Annotated in this window: 19 protein-coding genes; 11 read left to right on the forward strand and 8 right to left on the reverse strand. The window is 61.7% G+C overall.

Annotation, left to right across the window (positions count from 1 at the left end):
- Positions 1-34: 34 nt before the first annotated feature.
- The 6 genes from V7082_RS03400 to V7082_RS03425 all read right to left on the reverse strand — a co-directional run bounded on the left by V7082_RS03400 (position 35) and on the right by V7082_RS03425 (position 7,828).
- A complete protein-coding gene (locus tag V7082_RS03400) occupies positions 35-1,273 on the reverse strand; it encodes a class I SAM-dependent methyltransferase (protein WP_334146213.1) in 1,239 nt (412 codons plus the stop codon).
- Positions 1,270-2,331, reverse strand: coding sequence for a CDP-glucose 4,6-dehydratase (rfbG, locus tag V7082_RS03405; RefSeq protein WP_334146214.1), 1,062 nt, complete (start codon positions 2,329-2,331; stop codon positions 1,270-1,272). The genes V7082_RS03400 and rfbG overlap by 4 nt, the downstream gene beginning before the upstream one ends.
- A gap of 13 nt (positions 2,332-2,344) precedes the next feature.
- Positions 2,345-3,118, reverse strand: a complete 774-nt coding sequence (gene rfbF / locus V7082_RS03410) for a glucose-1-phosphate cytidylyltransferase (protein ID WP_334146215.1) — start codon at positions 3,116-3,118, stop codon at positions 2,345-2,347.
- 248 nt (positions 3,119-3,366) lie between these two features.
- A complete protein-coding gene (folE, locus tag V7082_RS03415; RefSeq protein ID WP_442909748.1) occupies positions 3,367-3,993 on the reverse strand; it encodes a GTP cyclohydrolase I FolE in 627 nt (208 codons plus the stop codon).
- Positions 3,994-4,116: 123 nt separating this feature from the next.
- Positions 4,117-5,376, reverse strand: coding sequence for a zinc metallochaperone GTPase ZigA (zigA, locus tag V7082_RS03420; RefSeq protein WP_334146216.1), 1,260 nt, complete (start codon positions 5,374-5,376; stop codon positions 4,117-4,119).
- Positions 5,377-5,524: 148 nt separating this feature from the next.
- Positions 5,525-7,828 (reverse strand): TonB-dependent receptor, encoded by a 2,304-nt coding sequence (locus V7082_RS03425; protein WP_334146217.1) that lies wholly within the window; start codon positions 7,826-7,828, stop codon positions 5,525-5,527.
- 631 nt (positions 7,829-8,459) lie between these two features.
- On the opposite strand from V7082_RS03425, the gene V7082_RS03430 reads away from it, so the two are divergent.
- The 10 genes from V7082_RS03430 (at position 8,460) to V7082_RS03475 (ending at position 21,283) form a co-directional block, all read left to right on the forward strand.
- Positions 8,460-9,740: a tyrosine-type recombinase/integrase gene (locus V7082_RS03430; protein WP_334146218.1), complete on the forward strand. Its 1,281-nt coding sequence runs from the start codon at positions 8,460-8,462 to the stop codon at positions 9,738-9,740.
- Between the two features lie 153 nt (positions 9,741-9,893).
- Positions 9,894-10,469 carry a hypothetical protein gene (locus V7082_RS03435; RefSeq protein WP_334146219.1) on the forward strand — a complete coding sequence of 192 codons (576 nt, stop codon included), beginning with the start codon at positions 9,894-9,896 and terminating at the stop codon, positions 10,467-10,469.
- Between the two features lie 132 nt (positions 10,470-10,601).
- Entirely contained in the window at positions 10,602-10,847 is a 246-nt protein-coding gene (locus V7082_RS03440; RefSeq protein WP_334146220.1) for a helix-turn-helix transcriptional regulator, read from the forward strand.
- A gap of 53 nt (positions 10,848-10,900) precedes the next feature.
- Positions 10,901-11,185, forward strand: coding sequence for a hypothetical protein (locus V7082_RS03445; RefSeq protein ID WP_334146221.1), 285 nt, complete (start codon positions 10,901-10,903; stop codon positions 11,183-11,185).
- Positions 11,186-11,337: 152 nt separating this feature from the next.
- Positions 11,338-12,249, forward strand: a complete 912-nt coding sequence (locus tag V7082_RS03450; protein ID WP_334146222.1) for a replication initiation protein — start codon at positions 11,338-11,340, stop codon at positions 12,247-12,249.
- A gap of 794 nt (positions 12,250-13,043) precedes the next feature.
- Positions 13,044-14,588, forward strand: coding sequence for a Fic family protein (locus tag V7082_RS03455; RefSeq protein WP_334146223.1), 1,545 nt, complete (start codon positions 13,044-13,046; stop codon positions 14,586-14,588).
- Positions 14,589-15,053: 465 nt separating this feature from the next.
- The gene (locus tag V7082_RS03460; protein WP_334146224.1) at positions 15,054-15,725 is read left to right on the forward strand and encodes a ParA family protein; all 672 of its coding nucleotides are present in this window, start codon (positions 15,054-15,056) and stop codon (positions 15,723-15,725) included.
- Positions 15,726-15,727: 2 nt separating this feature from the next.
- Positions 15,728-16,129, forward strand: a complete 402-nt coding sequence (locus V7082_RS03465; RefSeq protein ID WP_334146225.1) for a hypothetical protein — start codon at positions 15,728-15,730, stop codon at positions 16,127-16,129.
- A 469-nt stretch (positions 16,130-16,598) separates the two neighbouring features.
- Positions 16,599-16,913: a hypothetical protein gene (locus V7082_RS03470; RefSeq protein WP_334146226.1), complete on the forward strand. Its 315-nt coding sequence runs from the start codon at positions 16,599-16,601 to the stop codon at positions 16,911-16,913.
- Between the two features lie 167 nt (positions 16,914-17,080).
- A complete protein-coding gene (locus V7082_RS03475; RefSeq protein WP_334146227.1) occupies positions 17,081-21,283 on the forward strand; it encodes a tail fiber domain-containing protein in 4,203 nt (1,400 codons plus the stop codon).
- A 151-nt stretch (positions 21,284-21,434) separates the two neighbouring features.
- On the opposite strand, the gene V7082_RS03480 is transcribed toward V7082_RS03475, so the two are convergent.
- Positions 21,435-22,328: an alpha/beta hydrolase gene (locus tag V7082_RS03480; protein WP_334146228.1), complete on the reverse strand. Its 894-nt coding sequence runs from the start codon at positions 22,326-22,328 to the stop codon at positions 21,435-21,437.
- Positions 22,329-22,624: 296 nt separating this feature from the next.
- Here V7082_RS03480 and V7082_RS03485 point away from each other — a divergent pair, with 296 nt between their 5' ends.
- Complete coding sequence (locus tag V7082_RS03485) at positions 22,625-23,047, forward strand: hypothetical protein (RefSeq protein ID WP_334146229.1); 423 nt, start codon at positions 22,625-22,627, stop codon at positions 23,045-23,047.
- Between the two features lie 30 nt (positions 23,048-23,077).
- Here the strand turns inward: V7082_RS03485 and V7082_RS03490 are convergent, their stop codons facing one another.
- Entirely contained in the window at positions 23,078-23,527 is a 450-nt protein-coding gene (locus V7082_RS03490; RefSeq protein ID WP_334146230.1) for a hypothetical protein, read from the reverse strand.
- Positions 23,528-23,613 lie beyond the last annotated feature (86 nt).

The following is a 23,613-nucleotide window of genomic DNA, read 5'->3' on the forward strand; positions in this document are numbered from 1 at the left end:
CACGCGCGAGACCTTCGAGCGTAACCCGCGCGCCTCAGGCGATCACGTCGACCTTCGGGATCGGGACGATGAATTTGCCGCCCCAGTCGCGGATGAAGCTCAGCGTCTCCATGATCTCGTCGCGGATGTTCCAGGGCAGGATCAACACGTAATCCGGCCGCGACTCGGCGATGGCGTCGGGGTGTCTCACCGGAATCCGCGTGCCGGGCAACAGGCGGCCCTGCTTCACGGGGTTGCGGTCGACGACGAAATCCACGAAATCCTGGCGGATGCCGCAATAGTTGAGCAACGTATTGCCTTTGGCGGCGGCGCCGTAGCCGGCGATGCGCTTGCCGTCTCGCTTGGCCGCGATGAGGAAGGCGATGAGGTCGCGCTTCACCTCGCGGACGCGCGGCTCGAAGCCGGTGTAGCCGGCGATGGTGGCGAGGCCGGCGGCCCGCTCGCGCGCGAGCAGGGCTGCGACGCGCGGCGTGCGCTCGGGGGCCGGCTCACCGGTGTGGCGGGCGTAGATGCGGAGCGAGCCACCGTGGGTCGCGAGCTCGTCGACGTCGAAGATCGCGAGGCCGTGGTGCGTGAAGATGCGCTCGACGGAGGTCAGCGACAGGTAGGAATAGTGCTCGTGATAGATGGTGTCGAACTGGACGCCTTCGATCAGCCGGGCGAGATGGGGGAACTCCATCGTGATGACGCCGGCCGGCTTCAGGGCGATCTTCATGCCGGCCACGAAATCGTTGATGTCGGGCACATGCGCCAGCACGTTGTTGCCGAGCAGGAGATCGGCCGATCGCCCGGCGGCCGAGAGATCCGCCGCCAGCCTCCGCGTGAAGAATTTCGTGAGCGTGGGCACGCCCTTCGCCTCCGCCGCGGCCGCCACATTGGCCGCGGGCTCGATGCCGAGCGCAGGAATCCCCATTGCAGTGAAATATTGCAGCAGATAGCCGTCGTTCGAGGCGATCTCGATCACCTGCGAGGTCTTGCCGAGCGAGAACCTCTCCGCGGCCATTTCGCAGTAAGCCTTGGCGTGGGCGAGCCAGCTCTCGGAAAATGACGAGAAGTAGACGTAGTCGTCGCCGAAGATCCGGTCCGCGCGCGTGTGCTCGGGGAGCTGGACCAGAAGGCAGGTGCCGCAGACGTAGACGTTGAGCGGGTAGAATGGCTCGGGCCTCAGGGCATCCTCGGGCTTGATGAAAGCGTTCGAGAGGGGCTGCGCGCCGAGATCACAGAACGATTGCGTCAGAGCTGCGCCGCAGTGCCGGCAGGCGAGGACCGTCATCCCGCGCTCCGCAAGGCTTGATAGCGCTCGATCTGTCGCACGGTCACGGTTCGCATGTCGCGTTCCTCGCCGTGGGCGCGGTGCCATTCGACCACCCAGGCGAGCGCCTTGTCGAGGGAAAGCCGTGGGGACCAGCCGAGCATGGCGCGCGCCTTCGATGCGTCGAGCGTGAGATGGCGCGCCTCGTGGGGGCCTTTCTCCGGATCCTCCGTCCAGCGTCCTCCGCCCCACAGCGTCGCCATCCGCCCGACGATGTCGCCGACGGAGCGGGCATCGTCGGCGGAAGGGCCGAAATTGAAGCTCTCGGCCATTGTCTGCGGCTCCTCGTAGAGCCGCTCGGCAAGGGCAAAATAGCCGGCGAGCGCATCGAGCACGTGTTGCCACGGGCGGACGGCGCCGGGATTGCGGATGGCGACCGCTTCGCCGGCCGCAAAGCTTCTCACGACGTCGGAGATCAGGCGATCCTCGGCCCAGTCGCCGCCGCCGATCACGTTGCCGGCGCGAGCGCTCGCGAGCCCCATGCCGGCGGTCGCGAAATACGCGTGGCGATAGGCGGCGATGACGAGCTCGGTACAGCCCTTGGAGCTGGAGTAAGGGTCATCGCCGCCCATCGGCGCGTCCTCGCGGAAGGGCTCGGCCTCATCCCGGTTCCGGTAGCACTTGTCGCTCGTCACGACGACGACGGCGCGGGCGTTCGATCGGCGGCGGAGGGCATCGAGCAGATGCACGGTGCCTTGCACGTTGGTGGCATAGGTGCCGACGGGATCGCGGTAGCCGCGGCGCACGAGTGCCTGGGCGGCCATGTGGAGCACGATGTCGGGCTTGGCCGCATTGACAGCGGCGTCGACGGCGGCGAGGTCGCGCACGTCGCCCAGGATCGATTGGATCCCGTGTCCCGCGCGCGCTGCATCGAAGAGGTTGGGTGACGTGTCGGGCGGGAGAGCGAAGCCCGTGACGCGGGCGCCCATGGAGGCGAGCCACAGGCTCGCCCAGGCGCCCTTGAACCCCGTGTGCCCGGTGACGAGGACGCGCTTGGCGTTCCAGAAGGCCGCGGTCATGTCATGGCCGCTCTCATGGCCACGTTCGCCACGGGGCCTTGCCGCGGCTCCAGAGGTCTTCCAGATAGTTCTTGTCGCGCAGCGTATCGAGCGGGTGCCAGAAGCCGCTGTGGGTATAGGCCGCGAGCTGCCCGTCCGCGGCCAGCTGCTCGAGGGGGCCCGCCTCCCAGACCGTGTCGTCGCCCTCAATGTAGTCGAGCGCCTTGGGCGAAGCGACGAAGAAGCCGCCGTTGATCCAGTTGCCGTCGCCGCGCGGCTTCTCGACGAAACGGGAGACGCGCGTCGCGTCGAGCTCGACCGCGCCGAAGCGGCCGGGCGGCTGCGTTGCGGTCATGGTGACGAGGCGGCCTTCGCTCAGGTGAAAGGCGACGAGGCTGTCGATGTCGATGTCGGCCACGCCGTCGCCATAGGTGAAGCAGAACGCCGGCTCATCGGCGACGTAGCTTCGGATGCGCCTGAGGCGCCCACCCGTCATGCTGTCGTCGCCGGTGTTGACGAGCGTCACGCGCCATGGCTCCGCCTTGGCCTCGTGCACGGTCATCTGGTTTTTGGCGATGTCGAACGTCACGTCCGACATGTGCAGGAAGTAGTTCGCGAAGTATTCCTTGATGACGTAGCCCTTGTAGCCCAGGCAGATCACGAAATCCGTCGCGCCGTAAGACGCGTAGATCTTCATGATGTGCCACAGAATGGGGCGGCCGCCGACCTCCACCATCGGCTTCGGGCGAACCTGCGTCTCCTCGCCAATGCGCGTGCCGAGACCTCCGGCTAGGATCACCACTTTCACAGGAGCACCGTGTGCGGCTGTCGGTTGAAGAACGGGGTAGGACTAAAGCGAATCGGGCCACCGAACAAGGATCGTCCCCGACCGTTGCACGCCGGACCATCGCTGCGCCGGGCACGACCTAGCCGTCCCGGACGAAGATGTCCCGGATCATGCCGTTCCAATCCTGCGACGGGTCATAGAGGGTCCCGCCGGCCAGCTTGATCAGCATGGTGGCTCTTGAGTGCTGTGACTGGGGAGGCTTGATGCGCTCAAGCGGCATCCAGCGGGCGCGCGGTCAGCATCGTCATGAATTCCGCCCGCGTTGACGGGTCGGTCCGGAAGCATCCGGTCATGCGGCTCGTGATCGTCACCACGCCGGGCTTCTTGATGCCGCGCGTCGTCATGCACTGGTGCGCCGCCTCGATGATGACGGCCACACCCTTCGGCTTCAGGACCTCATTGATGGTGTCGGCAATCTGCGCCGTCAGCACTTCCTGGATCTGCAGCCGCTTGGCGTAGATCTCGACGAGGCGGGCGAGCTTGGAGATGCCCACAACGCGTCCCTCTGGCAGATAGGCGACATGAGCCCGGCCGATGATCGGCACCATGTGATGCTCACAATGCGATTCAAGGCGGATGTCGCGCAGCATGACGATTTCGTCGTAGCCGGCCGTTTCCTCGAACGTCCGCTCGAGGATTGCCACCGGGTTTTCGGTATAGCCGGCGTAGAACTCTTCATAGGCGCTCACCACACGATCCGGCGTGGCAAGCAACCCTTCGCGATCCGGGTCGTCTCCTGCCCACTCGATCAGCGTGCGAACCGCCGTCTCTGCCGCTTCGCGACTGGGGCGCTTGCGGGGCGCCTTTGGCTGCAGATGTGCCACGCGCATGTCCATTCGTATGATCCTTCACTCACCTTCCAAACTCGTTTCAAGCAGCCGAGCTTTTTCTGCTGCCGCTGATCCGGGGCGACCGATGCACGAGAGTTCTCTTGTCTGACAGAACGCGCGCCCCGCGTTCTACGCCGCCTCCCGCGCCCACGTCGGGAAAGGATCGGGGAGCTTTGACCAGGCGCTCGTGTCGACCGGTCCGGTCTCGGGCACCTGCATCAGGCACGCGTCGAGTTCCGCGCTCATTGCGGCCTTGTCCATCTCGCGGGTGCCGATGAACACGATCTCCTGTCGGCGGTCCCCCCAGAGCTTGTGCCAGGTCTTATTGATGCGGCTGACGAGGTCCTCGTCCTCCGGCCAGTTCTTCTTCGGCACCGCCGCCCACCAGTAGCCAATCGCCTCGTGCTGCACGAGCGAGCCCGCTTGCGCGATCTCACCGACCCACTGCGGCCGCGTCGCGAGCCAGAAGAACCCTTTGGCGCGCACCACGCCCGGCCAGGACTTGTTGAAGAACGCATGGATCTTCGCCGGCTCGAACGGCGCGCGGGCGCGGTAGACGAAGCTCGAGATGCCGTATTCCTCGGTCTCCGGCTGATGGTCCCTGAAGCCATTGAGCTCCTTGAACCAGGTTGGATGACGATGCGCGGTCTCGAAGCTGAAGAGACCCGTATCCAGGATCTCCCGAGGCGCAACGCGTGCATGGCTCGTCTCGACGATGCGGGCGTCCGCGTTGAGCGAGCGGATGATCGACCGCGCCGCCACGAGCTGCTCCGGTGTCGCGATGTCGACCTTGTTCAGAACGATGACGTCCGCGAACTCGATCTGATCGACGAGCAACTGGACCAGCGATCTCTCGTCGGCATCGCCCGCGATCTCGCCCCGGTCCTTGAGGAAGTCCTGCGAAGCATAATCCTTCAGTAAATGGGCCGCATCGACGACCGTCACCATGGTGTCAAGCCGCGCCACATCCGAAAGGCTTTGCCCGTCCTCGTCGCGAAACTCGAACGTCGTGGCGACCGGAAGCGGTTCCGCGATGCCAGTCGACTCGATCAGGAGATAGTTGAACCGGCCCTCGGCCGACAGGCGGCGCACCTCCTTCAAGAGATCGTCGCGCAAGGTGCAGCAGATGCATCCATTGGACATCTCGACCAGCGTCTCATCGGTCCGCGAGAGGTTCGCGCCGCCCTTCTCGACCAGATCGGCGTCGATGTTGACCTCGCTCATATCGTTGACGATGACCGCGACCTTGAGGCCTTCGCGGTTGTTCAGGACGTGGTTGAGCAGCGTGGTTTTTCCGGCGCCGAGAAAGCCCGAAAGCACGGTGACGGGCAGGCGTTTGTCGACGCGCTTTGCCGATTTATCGAGGTGGGCCGCAAGTTCAGGATCCATTCTCTAACCCTTTCCAGCGTTGATAAAATTGTTTTGGATATTATAACATCCATAAGATTAGCCATCAATCGCCATGAAAGGGCAGCGGAGACATCATCGAGGATCGCGCCTCCGCCAGTCATCGGGCGCGGCGAGGGAGAAGGTCCGATCAGTTGAGGTTGATGCTGCCGAACAGGCGCACGCTGGCCCCAGGCAGAAGCACATCCTCGCGACGCTTGAAGGAGGCGTGGTTCAAGACCTCATCATCAGCGAGGTTCTCGCCCTTGATGCCGATGGTCGCGATGGGCGTTATGCCCGCGATCGACTTCTCCTGGAACGTGTAGCTCAACTCAGCCGAGACCAGCGTGTAGCCCGGCGTGGCGATTTCCTCCTCGCCGAACTGATTCTGGTCGAACGCGTGAAGCACGCCCGCGCGCGCAAACCAGTTAGGATCGCGGTAGTAGATGCCGCCGCCCAGACGATGCGGAGGGATGCGCGGCACATACTCGCCACCATCGAACTTGGCGTGAACGAAGTCATACTGGCCATCGATGCCCCATAGGCCGTTCCAGATCGGCGCCACGTCGTACTGGAAGGACAGCTCCGCACCATAGAAATTGGCGTCGCGCTGGCGGAAGAAGACGAGATCGAAGGCGTGATCATGCTCGTCGGCGTCATCGTCATCATGATCGTGGCCGGCATGGCAATGGAATTCCCCACCCACGGCCACGGGGTCGCACTCGAGACCCTGCAGCGCCCGATAGATAAAACCATTATAGCGCGTGTAGTAGGCCGACGCGTCGAACCGGAAGGCGCCCCTGGCCTTTCTCAGGCCGATCTCCGCTGTCGTGGACTTCTCCACATCAAGGAAGGGATTGCCGACCTCGAACGTGCCCGTTGCCTCGTGCATGCCCTTGGAGAACAGCTCCGCGGCATCGGGGGCGCGCTCGACATAAGAGCCCGTCAGACGCCCCTCCATATCGAACGGTAGTTTCTGGAGCAGTCCCAAGCTGGCGCCAAACGGGGTGAAGCTGCGCTCGCCATCGAAGAGATGACCATGCATGTGGGCATGGTCGCCATGATCCTCGACGTGGACCTCTTCCCAACCCGTGCCGTCTACCGCCGTGTGCTCGATGCGGACCGCAGCCTGCAGACGAAGGAACGGATTGAGCTCGATCTCTTCGAACCAGAAAGCCGCGATGGTGTCTGTCTCGGCCGGCTCCAGCAGCGATTCTCCCTCGAAGGACTGGCCGCGCGTCTTGCGGTGGCCCCAGTGTGCGCCGATTGCGCCCGACATCTCGCCCAGCGTCGTGCCGACCGGCACGTGCTGAATCTCGATGCGCCCCTCCTGCTCCCTGTTGGTGAAGCGAGACCCGAGCGAGAAGCCGTGCTCGTGCTCCTCCTCTTCGTCCTCGTCCTCATCGTCATGGTGTTCGTGCCTGGCCATCTCGTTGTGCCGGTAGTCGGATGCGCCAAACCACACGCGGATCGCATCGATGCCGAAATCGCGCACGCGCCATTCGCCTTTCGCGAGCACTTTATCCTGGACCATGTCGATGTACGGATCGACACCTTCCTCGGCCTCCTCTCCGGGAATGCCATACTCGCTCTCGATGCGGGCGTAGGAGACGCCGAAGAACCCATCGCTGCCGATCAGCGAGGCTCCGAGCGAACCGCCTTTGCTCTCGACGAAGCTGTTTACGACGGTGCCGCGCGGTGAATCGTAGTCGTCGGCATCGCGCCAGAACCCGTCGGCGTGCACGGCGACGCCGTTCGATCCGGCGGTGGCCTTGAAGGATCCATCCAGACCGTCGTCGACCGAGGTGCCGGCACCCGTAACGGCTCCGCTGAACCCGCCCTTCGGCATATAGGTGGGGATGCGCTGGTTCTCGACCGACACGACACCGCCAATCGCTTGCGAGCCATAGCGCAACGTCGCCGGACCGCGCACGACCTCGATCCGATCCGCCGCATTGGGATCGATGGGAACGGCATGATCCTCGGAGATGGCGGCGACGTCATGCGTGCCGATGCCGTTCTCCTGCGTACGGACACGATAGCTGTCGAGGCCGCGGATGATGGGGCGGTTGGCGCCCGGCGCGAACGTGCTGCCGATGATGCCGGGCTTGGTCTGCAGGGAGTCCGTGATCGTCTGGCCGCTCGTGGACAGAACCTCGCGCTCCGTGACGACGGTCACCGAGCTGAAGGTGTCCTCGGTGACGATCAGCGTGCCGGGCAACGGCTCGAGGACCGGAGTTTCCTCTGCCTGGACCGCGGGCGCTGCCGATGCACTCGGTGCAGGGCCGCTCGTCCGCCGGGCAGACTTTTTAACCGGGCTCGGTGTCGTCACCTCGATCGGCGGCAATTCGGTCGCCGCTGCCTGAGCCGACGCGGGATTTGAGTGGGCCAGCAGCGCCATCGCCGGAAGCACGCTCGCAGTCGCCCACAGGCTGCTACGTCTCTGTAAGGACACCAGAAAAAACCCCAAATCAGTGGATGTTATAATATCCATACTATCGTCGGTTATAGATGCTGACAACCGAACTCAGAGTACGGTACCGACATTTGCTTTCGCCCGTGTCCGAACAGGCACAAGGTCGAACAGGTGCTCGGTCGACGGGTGGAGGCGCGTGGACGTCGCTGTGATCACCGCCTATGCGCGTCGTGTGCGCGATCTTGAACCGCACAAGGCGTCGGCGACCGCATCGCTGCTTGCGCCAAGCCACAGGCCTCGTTTGAAGAGACTTATGGAACCGCTAAAATCTCAATGCCCTTCAAACTGAAGGCGAAGAGAATCTGTGCAAGACCGGATTGGTGGAGCCGAGGGGAATCGAACCCCTGACCTCTGCAGTGCGATCGTATCCGGATTGACTTACGCAGTTTCCTTCACGTGCCGTCACGCGATGCGATGTTTCATATAACATATTGATTCAGCCTCGCTAATTGTGATGCTTCTTTGTCGCCTGCCATCTTATCGCCGCGCTTGACGCTCTTACTTGGTGTGTGACGGTGTGTGACGGGATTCAGATGTGCCCGCGGGACGGGGATCTGACCCCTGACCTTCTTTCGTGACAGCGATGCCAACTCTGAAAGCAAATCATCGCGTGATTGCCGCCGCGCCTGCCATCGGCGGGAAGCGCACGCGTTACCGCATCGAGGGTGTCGACGGGCTCTGGCTCGATGTCAGCCCCAAAGGCAAACGCGTCTGGTATGTGCGCTATCAGCCCGGGGGACGCGGGACCCGGCACTTCCGCTACTTCAGGATCGGCGATCTCGCGCAGCATGGCCTGGCCGCCGCGACGGGCCGCGCAAGGCAGGTCATGGGCAAGGTTTACGGACCCGAGCGGCTCGATCCGCAGGCCGAGCGCAACGAGAAAACGGAAGCCGCCAGGATCGAAGGTGTGACCTTCGGCGATCTGTTCGAGGACTGGTACGCGCGCCATGCGGAGCCCACCCTGGCGCGGGCCGAGACCGACCGGATCATTTATCGCTGTCACATCGAGCCGCGCTTCGCCAGGAACCGCATCGCGCAGCTGAAGCGCATCGAGATCGGGCGTTTCCGCGACAGGGTGGCGAAAGAGGCGTCGCCGCTCACGTCCAATAGCGTCGTTGAGCTGATCAACCGCGTGCTCAACTGGGCCGTCGATGAAGGCGTCATCGAGGTCAATCCCGCAGCACGCCTCCGAAAGGTCGGCATCAAGCGCCCGCGCGAGCGCGTGCTGTCCGAAGGCGACATCCCGAAATTCTGGAACGCGCTCGCGGCCATGGAGCGCATGACCGGCGAACACATGGCCCGTGCCGAAAAGGGCCGCATGCTTTCGCCGGCAACACGATCCATCCTCCGGCTTCTGCTGCTGACCGGGCAGCGGCGCAGCGAAGTGGTCGAAGCGCAGAAATCCGAACTCGAACTCGATGGAAAAGAGCCGGTCTGGACCATCCCCGGCGCCCGGACCAAGAACGGCCTGCTGCACAGGCTGCCGCTCTGCCCGATGGCCGCGGCCGAGTTTCGCATGGCGGTGCAGGCAGCGCCGAAGCCAAGCCCGTTCGTCTTTCCCTCGAGCACCGATCCGGCGAAACGTCCCCTGTCGGCGGAGGCAGTGACGCGCGCGATGGCGCGCCTGATCGCAGAGCTGAAGATACCGACCGTATCGCCGCATGATCTCAGACGCACCGTCGGCACGGAGATGGCGCGGCTGGGCCTGCCGGTTCACGTCCGTTCGCTTGTGCTCAACCATTCACCGATGAGCCGCGGCATCACGGATGCCGTTTACAACCGCTATGCCTACGACCGCGAAAAGCGGGAGGCGCTGCTGGCCTGGGAGAATCGCCTCAAGGGGCTGATCATGCGCAGGCAACCTGAGGCTTCCGCCATCGCGGCAGAGTGATGGGCCTGCATCCGCTCACCCGCCGTTGCGAATGAGCTACGGAACACCGCTTTCGCGCCCAAATCTGTGTAAATCTTGCAAGGCACGTTTACACGCATGACGAACCGTGCGATCGATCGCGCGTCAACCGCACTAAAGCGCGAGCCGATCATCATGGCCGTCAAGCCGCCGGGCGAAAAGCTCAAGATCTCTTCGTTGCTGAGGCAGATCCCGCAAGAGGCTCTGGCGAAGCGTCGCGCTGCCCGGGCCGAGCGCGCACGCGCGGCCAACGAGCAGGACGATCTCGAATTGCTGCGCCAGATCAGGGACGTAACTCAAAAGCTCAACGCGCTTGAGCAACAGGTGATGAGCCGCTCGGCGGCCGTGCGCGACACGCTTACCCCCCGACCGCCACCTCAAAACCCCTCCGATCACGACCTCCGCTCTGTCCCACTCTGGTCCGAGCGCGAGAACAACAAAAGTTTGAATCCTGTCGCGTTTATCCGGACCCATTATGCCCCCTGGATCGGCAAGGGTCTGACGCGCGCCCATATCCGCCGCCGCGACATGCCCCTCTATCGCGCTTTTGCCGTCTGGGTGCACCGCCACCCTGAAGACGACATTGAAGAGTTGCCGAGCCGCTCGTCCACTGTCGACCAGACGCTCGATCGCCTCACGCGTGACATCGATCCCGAGGACATCAGGAAACTTGGCCTCGCCCTCCAAAGCCGGCGCCGGCGGCAGCTGTAAAATTAGCTAGACGACATTTACATTCCATATTATCGTTTACACATGGCGATGCTGATCGCCGTGTGTTCCCGCGTCCCCCGACAATTTGCGCGAACTGCTTGAGCCACCCCGCTGGCCCATGGAGGACCCCTTATGCCTGAAAGGAAGAGAGACGATCCCCTCGCCCATCTGCGCCTGCTGACCATCAAAGAAGTCTGCGCCCTCACCCGCTATACGCCGCAGCACATCTACCGCCTTATGCGTCAGGCCAAGTTCCCGCAGCGCATCCGCATCGGTGAGAACCGCGTCGGCTGGCGGCTTACTGAAATCGAAGCCTGGTTCGCTGCACGGCCTGTCGTAGTGGCGACGATCGATGACTCCGAAGCCCACGTCACGTAGCAACCTGCCCGCCACTCTTTCGCGGGAGTGGCGGGCGAGCCAGTCGAGCGCCCATGCCTCCCCTCTATGAGCAGGCCGCCCATCTGCTGCTGTTCCTGACCCGTGCCGGTCTCGTCATCAGCCCGGGTGATTACCACGCCGTGCTGATGCGCCTTTCCGAGTTGTTGCTTGAAGCCCTTTCGAGGCGCGGTCCGTTTTCTCACTACCAGGCCGCAGCCGACATCCTCGGCGATCTCGAGGCACGTAAGCTTGTCACCCGGGCCACATCTGCGCGCCGCAAGATCCTTGCCGTGCTCGGCACCGGCATCGGCAACCTCGCGCCTCAAGGTCAAAAGTGAGCTATTGGGCGGAGTGCCGAGTCGCCCCAGTCAAGCTGCGGCTTTGGCCGGAATCCATCGGTGAGTTATTGGGCGGCGCCAAAAGTGAGTCTTCGGGATAAGAACCGACTCACTCTTGACCGTCCCGGAATTGATCGACACGCTTTGAACTTGTGAAGAAGCGCGGATTTACCACTTCCCTCATCGGGACCTACGAGGATCAGGAGCCGGCGGCGCGGCCGTCAGGCAGTTTTCTCGCAACCGACATGAAAGTGACGGGACAGCCGCTCGATCCCCATAACGAAGGGCGCATCATCAAGCCGCGCGAGCTTGTCGACATCGTCGAGCTCACCCCCCTCACCCGCAACGAAACGATTCTTTACAACCAGCTCCTCGCCCATGCCTGGAACAACATCCGCACCTCGCCCGTGCACAAGGTCCTCAAGGCCAGCCTGCGGGGAAGTCATGAAAGCAATGACCGGCTGCACGAGGCCTTCGACAACCTGATGTCGGCCTGGGTGAAGATCCGGGCGAAGGATCCGCAGACCGGCCAGTTCGCGACCTTCCGCGTGCACCTGCTCGGCACAAACAAGGAAGAGGACAAGGACGACGGCTATTTTACCTATACCTTCCCGCCTGACCTGCTGACCGTCATTTCCCAGTCCCGCGCCTGGGCGACGCTCAAATCCCACATCATGTATACGCTGCGCTCGAAATACTCGATCCGGCTCTACGAGATGATCGAGCGCCGCATCGGGCTGGACAAGCAGCATGACGAGTTCACCGTCGACGAGCTGCGCTCCATGCTCGGCGTGCCCGACGGCAAGCTCGAGCGCTACGCCGATTTCAACAAATACTGCCTCAAGCCGGCCATCGAGGAGGTCAACCTGCTGAGCGACTTCATCGTCGAGATCTCGGCCGTGAAAATCGGACGCTCCGTTGCGAAGCTCATCGTGATGTGGTTCCGCAAATCCGAGGAAGAGCGCCGGCAGGCGCATGACGAGCGCGAGAAAAGCCGGGTCGGCCGCAAGGCGCGCATGACCGGCCGCGTCGAACGCATCTCCGTCGATGCCCCGGCCCCCTGATCATCCGCCCGTTTTCTCACTTCTGTGCGTGGCCGCGCGCTGCTTTCGCCCAATTCCTCACCGTCCGCCGCCCAAAGTTTCACGTGACTCCGCCCGTTCACTCACGCGAATCCGCCCCATTTCTCACCCATCCCGCCCATTATCTCACTTCTGGGCTGACAAGCCCCTGATCGCAAAGGCGGATTCAGCGCCTGAAATAGAATCTTGAATCAATGAATAAAGAGAAGCGCGCAACGGTTGCCCAGAGCGTGTGGACAACAAGACAGGCTGATCGTTTCGCTGCGCCTGAAACCCTGCCGTCCGTGCAACCCGACTCACCTGCAACTGGCTTGGCGGGGGATCACCTCAAGGCGATATCGCACCCGAAGAACTTGCCACCGCGCCACTGGCATGGTCACAGGGAGCCCTGGAGCGGTCCCTGATGCGTTCCGGGCAGGCGAACGCCCCCTTCCCTACGCCTCAAGGTACTGCGCATCCGGGGGGCTCTCTTCGCCTCGTCTGATGACAGGGTGAGTTGCCGCCCAAATCCTCACCTTTCCTTCGGCTGACCTTCCTTCGGGGCGGCGCACGCCAACCCATTGGCGCGAAAGGTGAGTCGACGCCCAATGACTCACTTTTGGCGCGCGGAAGGAGCGTTCCCGGGCAGGCGCGGCACTCCGCCAGCCCCTTACCCTTCCTTCGGCCAGACTTTTTCATGTCGGATCCCGGGTTGCCATTCGTTTTCATGGCCCGTGAGTGTTTTTCATGGTAGCATTGGCTTCGCGCACAGATTTCGGAGCCAGAGATCGTTTTTCATGACCGAAAAGGGAAGCCATCGTTTTTCAGGGCCGGTGACGGTTTTTCACGAGAGAACCCTCCCCGAGAAGGCGACTCCGGCCGGCTACGCTGCGCTCATTGACGCCTTCCGCCTTGAGGTCCCCCTTCCCCTGACGCTGAGCGCCATCGCCACCCGCCACAAATCCCTGGAGCGGGATGGCTGGCGGCTGCTTACCCCGCGCCACGCGCCGGCGGCCACCCTCGAAGGCCATCTGACCTTCGCCCTCAAATACGAGGGGCTGGATCTCGCTGTCCTGAAGCGCCTGTTTCTCACGACAGGGCCCGCGCCCATCGAGGCCCTGATCCGCGCCAAGCCGACCGGCAGCTATGCCCGGCGCATCTGGTTTCTCTATGAATGGCTCACCGGCGGCCGGCTTGACCTGCCCCCTCCCCGCAAAGTCGCCTATGTCGACGTTGTCGACCCCAAACAGCAATTCCCCGGCGCCAGCCAGGATTCACCGCGCCACCGGGTGCGCAACAACCTGCCGGGCACCCCCGCATTCTGTCCCCTCGTCTTCCGCACCCCCGCGCTCGAGGCGTTTCTCAAACTCGATCTTGCCGATCGCGCAAAAGCGCTTGCCGCCGAGGTTCCGGCCGATCTGCTCGCCCGCACCGCAGCCTTCCTGCTGCTCAAGGATTCACGCGCAAGCTACGTCATTGAAGGCGAAGATCCGCCCCTCGACCGGGTCCAACGCTGGGGGCGCGCCATTGGCCAGGCCGGCCGCAAGCCGCTCACGCTCGACGAGCTCCTGCGCCTGCAGCATATCGTCATCGGCGACAGCCGCTTCGTTGATCTCGGCCTGCGCAGCGAAGGCGGCTTCGTCGGCGAGCATGATCGGGACGCCCGCACCCCCATCCCCGACCATATCAGCGCCCGCCATCAGGATCTGCCCGCGCTCATGGACGGCCTGATCGCTTTCGACCGCGAGACATCCGGCGCGCTCGATGCCGTCATTGCCGCCTCCGTGCTGGCCTTCGGGTTTGTCTTCATTCACCCGTTCGAGGACGGAAACGGCCGAATCCACCGCTATCTCATCCATCACGTTTTGGCGGCGCGCGGATTCAATCCGCCCGGCATCGTCTTCCCGGTCTCCGCCACCATCCTGGAGCGGATCGATCAGTATCGCGAGGTGCTTGAGACCTACTCCCGCCGCGTCCTTCCCCTGGTGAAGTGGAAGCCGACCCCGGATGGCAATGTCGAGGTGCTGAACGACACCGCGGATTACTACCGCTATTTCGACGCGACGCCGCAGGCCGAGTTTCTGTATGACTGCGTGCGCAAGACGGCGCTTGAGGATCTCCCCGCCGAGACGGATTACCTGCGCCGCTACGATGCCTTCAAGGCGCGCGTGGAGGCCATCGTGGAGATGCCGGACCGCACCGTCGACCTCCTCTTCCGCATGCTGCGGCAGAATAGCGGCAGGTTCTCCAAGCGCGCGAGAGAGAAGGAATTCGCAAAGCTTGAGCCGGACGAGGCGCGCCGCATCGAGCTTGCCTGGGACGAGACGTTCGCCGGCGGATAAATCTGCAAATCCACAAATGTGCAAATCCGCAACCGCGCATCAGTGATGCCGACGGCGCGAGGCGGCCGTGGCTGCGCGCATGATGGCCAGGCGGCAGAATGCCCTGCCCTTCCCGCGAAGGAGCTGGGACAGTGGTTCGCCGCGCCTCCTCCATGTGCCAGGGCTGTTTTCGCTGTCGCAAGCCCTTCTCGCTGTCCGTGGCCGCGCTTATCACTCAGCAAATATAGAAATACGGAATTGCGGCTTTGAAGGAGGCCGCATTTGGGCAAATGCCCATGGCGTTATTTGCTGTTTTGTATTCTTGTCCATCTTCGCAATCTGCGACTTACACCATTTCACAATTGCGGAACGCTGCAAAATTCGACTTGGCGGATTGAACGAATCCGGTAGCCTTAAAATGTTGAAGTGTTCAGATGTACATTTACCCAAGTCCATATTTGCTCAATTGATGTTCCGGTCTTTTGCATGATTGTCACGTTTGCGTCCTCCAAGGGTGGGGTAGGGAAGTCGACCACCTGCGCCTGCATCGCCGCCGCGCTCGCCCTCGAAGGCGCCCGCGTCCTGCTCATCGATCTCGACCAGAACCGCACGCTCGACCGATGGGCGCGCAAGGCGCCCATCGAGAATTTGACCGTCGCCGCCATCGATCCGCAGAAATTCGGAGAGTTCTTCCGCGAGGCCGAAGGCTCCGGCCGCTATGACCATATCTGCATCGATCTGCCGGGCAGCCGGGAGGTCACCTTGTTCAAGGCGCTGGCGCGCTCCGACCTCGTCGTCATTCCCGCCCAGGCATCCGAGCCGGATCTGCGCGAAGCGCTCGTGGTCATCAGCGATATCCGCGACGTGCGCGAGACCACCAGCCGGCCAATCCCGTATCGCCTGCTGCTCACCAAGGTCTATCCACTGCGCACGCGCGTCGCTGACTTCGCCTATGCGGAGCTTGCGCGGCTCGGCGTGCCGCTGTTCCGCACCGCGCTGGTCGAGCGTTCGGCCTATCGCGAGATGTTCCTGAACGGCCAGCCGCCGACCATCACCGAGACAGGGAAGGGGGCAGGGGCCGAGGTGCTGAGTCTCCTCGCCGAGATCCGCGCCATTGTTGAAGAACACGGCACAGAAGAGCTTCGGAAGGCAGGGTGACCATGAAACAGCAACGCCCGGCCTTCATGCCCGTGACCAATGATCTCGATGCGGAGCTAGAGCGTCTTGCCCGTGACAAGGGCGTCGGCGCGCTGGTCAAACCCAAAGAGCGCGGGGCAGGGGAGGCGCCCACCGCAGCGCCCGCGCCGAAGCAGAAACCGGATCCGGTGGAAGAGGCCGCTGTTGTCCCCGAAAGCGCCGCAACGCCGCGCAGCCGCATGAAGGCGCTCAGTGTCGAGCTTCCCGACTATGTCTGGACCGATCTGAAGATTCGCGCCGCCCACGGGCAGACGAGCGTGCGTCATGTCATCATGAGCGCCTTGCAGGCTTACGGCGTCTCCATTGCAGAGCCCGACATGATCGAGGATGGCCGCCGCATCCGGGGCAACAATCGGACCGGGTAACGACTGAAATCGGAGCGCCTCGACGCTTCGCGCCATGCCTTCCGGCTGTGTCACCTGGCGCGTAAAAAATTCTCTCAGTGCCACTGGACAATGAATGCACCGCTTCCATGTCATCGGAAGCGGAGCCTGCTGCCCGCCTCTGTTTGCAATCATGCAAACCGAGATTTGCCCGATTGCCGAAAAGCCGGGCCGAATGCCCAAACCTAATTGACCCCTCACCGATAAATGCCGTACACTGAACAATAGCTGACATACGTCAGCTGGGGCGTGATAACCCCATGATGTTGCGGCAGACACAGCCGGATTTTGTGTCGCTTCTCGGTCTCTTGGCCGGGAGGCGGCGTTATATGTCCAAGCCTCGCGGCCAAAAAGCGCCGCGCCGTCTCAACATCGCGGTTATCAACTCCCGGCCACCAGCCCGCAAATTTGGTGTCGGTCTGGTGGCTCATTGAGTCGAACCGGGGGGACCATGACGCGCGCGCGCGGTTGTGCCATTCGCATGATGGGAACAGGCTTTGCCGCGGGCATGCTTGGCGCCGCTCTTGCGGCCTATGCCTCCGATCGCGCATCGGCCGGATCAGCTTGTCACGCTTCCGTCCCCGAGGCGCTTCGCCTTGCCCGCGCCGCTTCCAACGATGACGCTGTTGCCTGTCTTATCGAGGTGGTAGCCGCGTTGGATGCGCGGCTCACGGGGTTGAGCGATGGATCCATCGCGTTCGACGGGCAGATCCATCTGCCCCAGGGTTTCGTCATCAGCAAACCGCCAGCCAGCGAGGGTGAGTGAGCTGGCGGAATGTGTACAGAGTCCGGCCGCCCGGCTGCATGCACCCACAAAACGTGTGGTCGGGCGTCCGGACTCTGTGCATTGCAATCCTTCTATCGTGCCTATCGGCGAATCCCGGGCAGGCCGATTGTCCTGCCGCGCCGCTCGAAACAGCGACCGATCTGGTGGTGAGCTTTCTGACGGACAGCACCACGCAGGCAGGCCCGGCGACATTGTTCGCCTCGACGGTCGAAAAGGGGATGCTCGTTTATGACGGCAACGCCAATGCGCTCAAGTTCTGCGACGGGACAAACTGGCTGACACTGGCGGATACGGGCGGGGCAGGGGCCAATGCCGCAGGACCGGCAGGCTATGTCCAGATCTCCGACGGATCGGGCGGGCTTACCTACTCAGGCAGCACAGCAGGGCAGGAATTCTTCTGGGACAACACCAACAAACGCCTCGGCATCGGAACCGCGACGCCGCCAAGCAGGCTTACGGTGCATGGTGGCGGACTGGCGCTTTCTGCTGCTGAAGGCGATGTGACGCTTTCCTTCAGGCCGGAGGATCAGTCTGCTGCGTATTCGAATACGGCTGACGAACGGCGTCTGGACTTCATGCAGACGGGCATGAATGGTGGTGTATTCGGCTACAAGCTTGCCTGGCGAAATGCGGACGGAAGCGCTCGGCTCGATGCACTGTCCTTCCACAAGGATGGCGGCATCGGCATAGGCGTTACCTCTCCAAATCCGTCCGCGCTGCTGACGTTGAATTCCACCACCAGGGGCTTCCTGCCGCCGCGCATGACAGAGGCGGATCGCGATGCGATTGCGAGCCCTGCGACGGGGCTTGTTGTTTACAACACCGATTCGGATGCGCTGAACTATTACGACGGCGATTCATGGGAAGCGGTCGGCACGGGTGCAGCTGGTAGCCCTTCCGTCTACTTTCATGTCAAAGGGGAGGCGAACAAGGGTGGCGGGACCCTGAAATCATTCCCCACCGTGGTTTCTAACGAGGGCGGCGCTTACAACAACACGACAGGTGTCTTTACCGCGCCCAAAACCGGCGTTTACTTCTTCAACGCTTCTGTCCTTCCGACGGGTGCCAGCACAATAAACCTCTATTTGCGCAAGAACGGCGCCAGCCTCCAAAGCTCCTATGCCCACACGGGCGAGTTTGAGCAATTGCAGGTCAGTTCCATCGCTCACATGAGCGCCGGCGATACGGTTGATGTTGTTGTATCCGGCGCCGGTCTTCACACCAACAGTTGGGATTCCTTCTACGGTTCGATCATCGAAGGCGGCGGTGGAGGAGGGGGTTCGACCACGCTGGCGGGACTCACCGATGTCGATCTGACCGGCCTTGCCGATGGCAACACCCTGGTGTGGAACACATCGACAAGTTCATGGGAGCCAGGTACGGCGGCGGGCGGCGGTTCGGGTTCCGGCGGCGGAAGCTTCATGAGCAAAACGCTCAGCGCCACTTGGACGGTTGTAAGTGGCGCCGTGGTTCCATTCAACACCGTGCTTTCAAGCCATGGCAGCAACATCACCCAGTCTGGCAACCAGATCACGCTCAAGGCTGGCAGCAGCTACATGCTCATCGCCGATCTGCGCGCGGGCAGTATGGCGAACGAAGCGTTTGATTACAACTTCTACGACGTTACAGCGTCGGCGTTTGTCGGCTCGAATGGCAGCGAGGCTGACGGCGCGAACCTCGAATCCAATGCCTATGCACTGGTGCGTCCGAGCGTCGACACGACGTATGAATTGCGCGTACTCGGAGTAGCGGGCAGTGTGACTGCCCTGCCGGGATATTCCACCATAACCGCCGTGGAGCTTGGAGGCGGCGGTGGTTCAGCGACAGCCGCAGGTTCGGTCGCGGGGGCGGTCCAGTTCAACGACGGCAGCGATGCTTTTGCTGCGGACGACGTGAACCTTGTCTGGGACAACACGAACAAGCGTCTCGGCATCGGGACGGCAACGCCCGTCAGGGCGCTCGATGTACGTGCCGGGAATGGTTTTCTGGCGAGGCTAATTGGAACAGCCGACTCGAATAATACGTATCTTGAACTTCACAATGACGGTGTGACGCCGCTTAGTACCGGGATCGTGGTCGGGGAAGGCTCTGCAGGTCTGGGCTATCTTCGCTACGCATTTCAGGACTCGGAATGGCAAGTCTACGCGGGAGGCGGCACCTCGGCCGACCGCAAGATGGTTATAGAGGCGACCGGCAATGTCGGCGTTGGGACAACGACGCCGCGGTCCAGGCTGCACGTGGATGGCGGGATTCAACTCGGCGACGACAGCGATACGTGCCCCGGCGCTTCAAACGTCAAACTCGGCACACTGCGCTTTAACAGCGGCGCTTTGCAAATCTGCACGATCGGCGGTTGGAGGGGTGTCGGTGGCGGCGTACCTACCGGAACCATTGCTGCCTTTGCTGCAGCGTCATGTCCCGACGGATGGGCGGAATACACACCGGCCAGAGGGCGCTTCCTTCGCGGCATCGATAATGGTGCCGGTATTGATGGGGCGGGAACACGGGCGCCCGGACATCAGCAGGAAGCAACGGAAGTCCTTTACAGATGGGGGCGGAGCGTCGGATGGCACTATGCGGTCGGCGACTTCCCGGATCAAACTGCGGGATTTGACAGCACACGCCAGATTAGCTCCCTGTCAGCCAACTATATCAACAGCGACGGTTCGAACAACGACACCTATGTACGTCTCGGCAAAATTCGCCCGGCCAACGTCGCCGTTCTCTTCTGCCAGTACACGGGCACGGGTGGCGGCGGCACCGATACGCTTGCCGGACTGTCATGCTCTACCAACGAGATTCCGAAATGGAACGGCTCGGCCTGGGCCTGCGCGGCTGATGAAGAGGGCGGCGCTTCTGCCGAAGCCGCAGGCGACGACGGGCAGATTCAGTTCAACGACGGGTCGGACGCTTTCGCCGCTGACACCAATCTGCACTGGGACAATACGAACAAACGCCTCGGCATCGGGACGGCAAACCCCGGGGCGCTTCTGCATGTCAACCAAGCCACGATAACAGTAGGCTCCGGTGTCGGCGACAGCTCCGAATTGCTTCAATTGAGTGGCAGTGCTGGCAACAATGCATACTTGAAAACCAAGCTCTACCGGTCGACGGCAGGCACCGGTTGGACAGGTGTGGCTATCCGAATCCAATCAGGTGTCGACAGTACGGATATGGGGTATATCGACTTCAATCCGGGCGTCGCCAGCCAGGGGTTGGCGTTCGGCAATGCCGGCTCGGAATACATGCGCATTAGTTCCGCCGGCAACGTCGGCATCGGGACAACAAGCCCGGACCATCGCCTCGATGTCAATGGCAATATCAGAGGTTCGCTCGTAGTGAAGCCCGGCGGGACTTACACGGATGGCAGCATATTTTCTGACGGCAACTGGGGCATGCTGTTCCGCTCAGCCCAGAGCAGCCCTGCAATAGCTGCGTTTTCGTTCGCCGATACTGCAAATAATAAACTCTTGAGCATTCTAAACAACGGCAATGTCGGCATCGGGACGACAGCGCCGACACAGCGATTGCAGGTGGGCGGCGCGATCGTTGCAAGCGGGGCAGCGGATACATTAACCGCGGATGGCCTCTATCTGCAGAACAAGGGCTCCAGCATCTTTGATATTGGCGCATGGCGCACCGGTGCAAGCGCCGGCGTGCTGACATTCTCGACGGATAGCGGGTCGGATGCCGCGCCCGTGGAGAGAATGCGGATCGATCAAAACGGCAACGTCGGTATCGGGACGACAAACCCGGTCCACAAATTGGATATTGCCAACTCGGCCGGCAGCACGAACGGTATAAGGATAGTGAATAGCGGCAGTGGCAGTAGTGATGCCGCGTGGCTGAGTAATACGACCCCGGGAGGTCGCGTGCTGGCGCTCCACAAGACCGGGGGCACGGGCGACATCATGCAAGCCTTTTACAACGACGGCAGCGGGTACTCTTTCAGATTGACGCTTGGCAATACCGGGGCGATGTGGATCGCCGGCACCCTCACCCAAAACTCAGACATGACTTTGAAAAAAGATATTGCCGACATACCTGACGCACTCGAAAGGATATCCCGACTCCGCGGCGTGTCCTATCGATGGAAAGACCCTCAGCGCGGTGCGGAGCAACAACTCGGGCTTCTGGCGCAGGAGGTCGAAAAGATATTTCCCGAAGTCGTAAGCACCCAGGCCGATGGTACAAAAGGCGTAGCTTACACCTCTCTCATCGGCCCGCTCATTGAATCGATCAAAGAACTCAAGGCCGACAATGACAATCTGCGCGCCGAGCTCAAAGCCGCGAACGACAACTACCAAGATCTCCGCCGTGAGATCGATGCGCTGAAGGTTGCACGCTAGTTTCCATATTCATTCGACCAACCATGATTTGCCCTCCGCCTCTGCGGCGTGGCCGAGCCCGTGCCGCACGGGGCTAGGGAACACGCCACGGCGAACGGGCGTGTGGGACGAACCCGGTGGGGCAGCCGGTCAGGGCTCGCAGGGCCTGCTGTCACTCTGCAAGACGCTGAGTGATCCAACTCTCCAATTCGTTGGCAGTCCGTTGAAACGTGGGGTTGTCATCGAGCATCCATTCAGTATGTCCAGCGCCCTCAATCCAATACTCCGTCACGCTTCCGGCATAAGCCGACGCCAGCGAGCGTGTCTCGTTTGGAGAGTGCAGTTCATTGTTGGTTCCGTGCGCGAGCCACAAGGGGACATGCATGTGCGGTGCGATCGCCTCCGGCTTCCACGTGAGAAGCGAGTCTGCAAATGCCATTGAGAAGCTCTCTTCCGAATAGTTGGGGAATTTCCTGAGTTCATCATGGACATATGTTTCGCTCAACGGATCAAGCGGATAAATATCAAACGGGTTGGCGAGGGGCCATTCTCCGGTCTTTGTCGCCTGAATACGCGCATTAAAAACCCACGACTCGTAATTCTTCATTGCGCTATCGTTCTTATGAAGCGCCAGAAATCGACGACCGTCGTAAAGCCCGTTCAAACCGGCAATGCCGCATATCTGAGGTTCGTTACAAGCAGCTTCCAGGATTACGCCCGCGCCCATCGCCCAACCCACGAGGATAATCCCGGACCGGCTGACAAGACCGCTTCCGGTGACATGAGCGATCGCATTCCTTACATCGCGCACCTGTTCTCGCAGAATCAGATGTCCCTTGCGTCCCTCGCTGCGCGCAAATCCCCTGTAATCAAATGAAAAACACCGATGACCGCGAGCGGTCAGGAAACGGGAAAATCGCGCCGGATGTATCTCCTTCAATCCAGTGAAGCCGGACATGATAACAATCAGTGGTCGCGAGGAGTCGAGATTGTCGCTGTCCGGGCAAAAGAATTCTGCGTCAAGTTTGCAGCCATCACTCATGAACGATGTCAGTTTGTTTTTCATTTCACCTCTTCAGCTAAATGTGAGTGTTTGAAAAGTGTCAATTATACGCATGCGGCAGAATTATAATCTGGATTAAATTAAAACGGAAAAAAATATTGCCTGCTCTAATGGGGCGTGTCGTCGCCATTGGTCGGATGTCAGGCGGACGCGATTGGCTCTATTACAGACTTAGGAAAAAAATCGTTGCGCATCATGTACCGCCCTTGGTTTCCCATGACTCATTCAGCCCCGGCAAATTTTGCTTTTGCGCCCCCCCGAACTGCCATGACTGACGCAATCCCAACAAAGGAGTATGCGTGCGTTTTGGTGCTGATTGCCTGCTGTGTGAGTATTTCAACAAGAATGGCCGCCGCATCGAGCAGATCGGCATCGCGGATGGGGACACAGACGAGGCTACCCGACTGCTTCGCGAGAGGCTGGCAAAGAAGATCGGGAAAGTGCTCCTTCAGAGAATGCGCGCCGAGGCGGAAGCCTCAGGCGCTTTGACCAGCCTCGACGACGCGGCGATGGCGCTGCACGCGCTGATCCATGATGTGGCTGAAGACCGCATCCCAATCGACGAAGCTCGTAAGGTCACGTCTGTAAGCGTCAACTACTGCAGGGCCGTGGCCGTCGCAGACATCGTGCCGACACTTGAGGCCAGGTTTGGCGGCAACGCGGCAAGCTGGGTGCGGGGCATCTTCCCTCATTTAAACTTTGGGCCTGCCGGCCTGAACTAGCGTTCGCAGGCTTCCGACGAGGTTTCCGCCTCAGGTATTCAGCCCTAGATCCGGGACCACTCCCTTGCGCATCTGCTCGGTCCGGCGGTGTGATCTGATGATCTCCTTCAGCAGTTCCCGATACTGCTTCTGGTTCTGCCCATCGGTGAGCGCGATGGCGACGCCGCCGAATGCCGGCGAGACCATGGCGGTCTTAGCGCCGAGTTCGAAAAGGACGGAACCTGCCGTAGTTCCCAGCCCCAAGAGCATCTCCGCACCGCCGGCGACGCAAACGCCACCGACAGCGGCAACCACAGTCGTTTTCACGAATGCTTTAGCGGCTGACCGCGGCGTCGCCAGGGATGTGAGAGCCTGAAGCATGGCCTCCCGGCGGCGAAGCGCTATCTTCTCCGGCACATAGCGTCGTAGCTCTTCGGTTTCGGCATCGACCAGATTTTCAAGGCTGGCTCTGTCCGTAAATTCGTTTCTCGAAATGCCCATATTCCAAATCTCTGTTTTGCTTTGCATAAAATAAAGCAAATCTTGGGGATTTCACGCAATAGGACCATATTCCTGCAAAACGCCAA

Source organism: Hyphomicrobium sp., assembly GCF_036833075.1.
GTDB lineage: Bacteria > Pseudomonadota > Alphaproteobacteria > Rhizobiales > Hyphomicrobiaceae > Hyphomicrobium_C.

Coding starts and splice junctions, on each gene's coding strand:
- V7082_RS03435 (WP_334146219.1), top strand. CDS start 9,894: ATGGCCGTCAAGCCGCCGGGCGAAAAGCTCAAGATCTCTTCGTTGCTG.
- V7082_RS03470 (WP_334146226.1), top strand. CDS start 16,599: ATGACGCGCGCGCGCGGTTGTGCCATTCGCATGATGGGAACAGGCTTT.
- V7082_RS03445 (WP_334146221.1), top strand. CDS start 10,901: ATGCCTCCCCTCTATGAGCAGGCCGCCCATCTGCTGCTGTTCCTGACC.
- folE (WP_442909748.1), bottom strand. CDS start 3,993: ATGGACATGCGCGTGGCACATCTGCAGCCAAAGGCGCCCCGCAAGCGC.
- V7082_RS03440 (WP_334146220.1), top strand. CDS start 10,602: ATGCCTGAAAGGAAGAGAGACGATCCCCTCGCCCATCTGCGCCTGCTG.
- rfbG (WP_334146214.1), bottom strand. CDS start 2,331: ATGACCGCGGCCTTCTGGAACGCCAAGCGCGTCCTCGTCACCGGGCAC.
- V7082_RS03480 (WP_334146228.1), bottom strand. CDS start 22,328: ATGAAAAACAAACTGACATCGTTCATGAGTGATGGCTGCAAACTTGAC.
- V7082_RS03400 (WP_334146213.1), bottom strand. CDS start 1,273: ATGACGGTCCTCGCCTGCCGGCACTGCGGCGCAGCTCTGACGCAATCG.
- V7082_RS03465 (WP_334146225.1), top strand. CDS start 15,728: ATGAAACAGCAACGCCCGGCCTTCATGCCCGTGACCAATGATCTCGAT.
- V7082_RS03490 (WP_334146230.1), bottom strand. CDS start 23,527: ATGGGCATTTCGAGAAACGAATTTACGGACAGAGCCAGCCTTGAAAAT.
- zigA (WP_334146216.1), bottom strand. CDS start 5,376: ATGGATCCTGAACTTGCGGCCCACCTCGATAAATCGGCAAAGCGCGTC.
- V7082_RS03455 (WP_334146223.1), top strand. CDS start 13,044: ATGACCGAAAAGGGAAGCCATCGTTTTTCAGGGCCGGTGACGGTTTTT.
- V7082_RS03460 (WP_334146224.1), top strand. CDS start 15,054: ATGATTGTCACGTTTGCGTCCTCCAAGGGTGGGGTAGGGAAGTCGACC.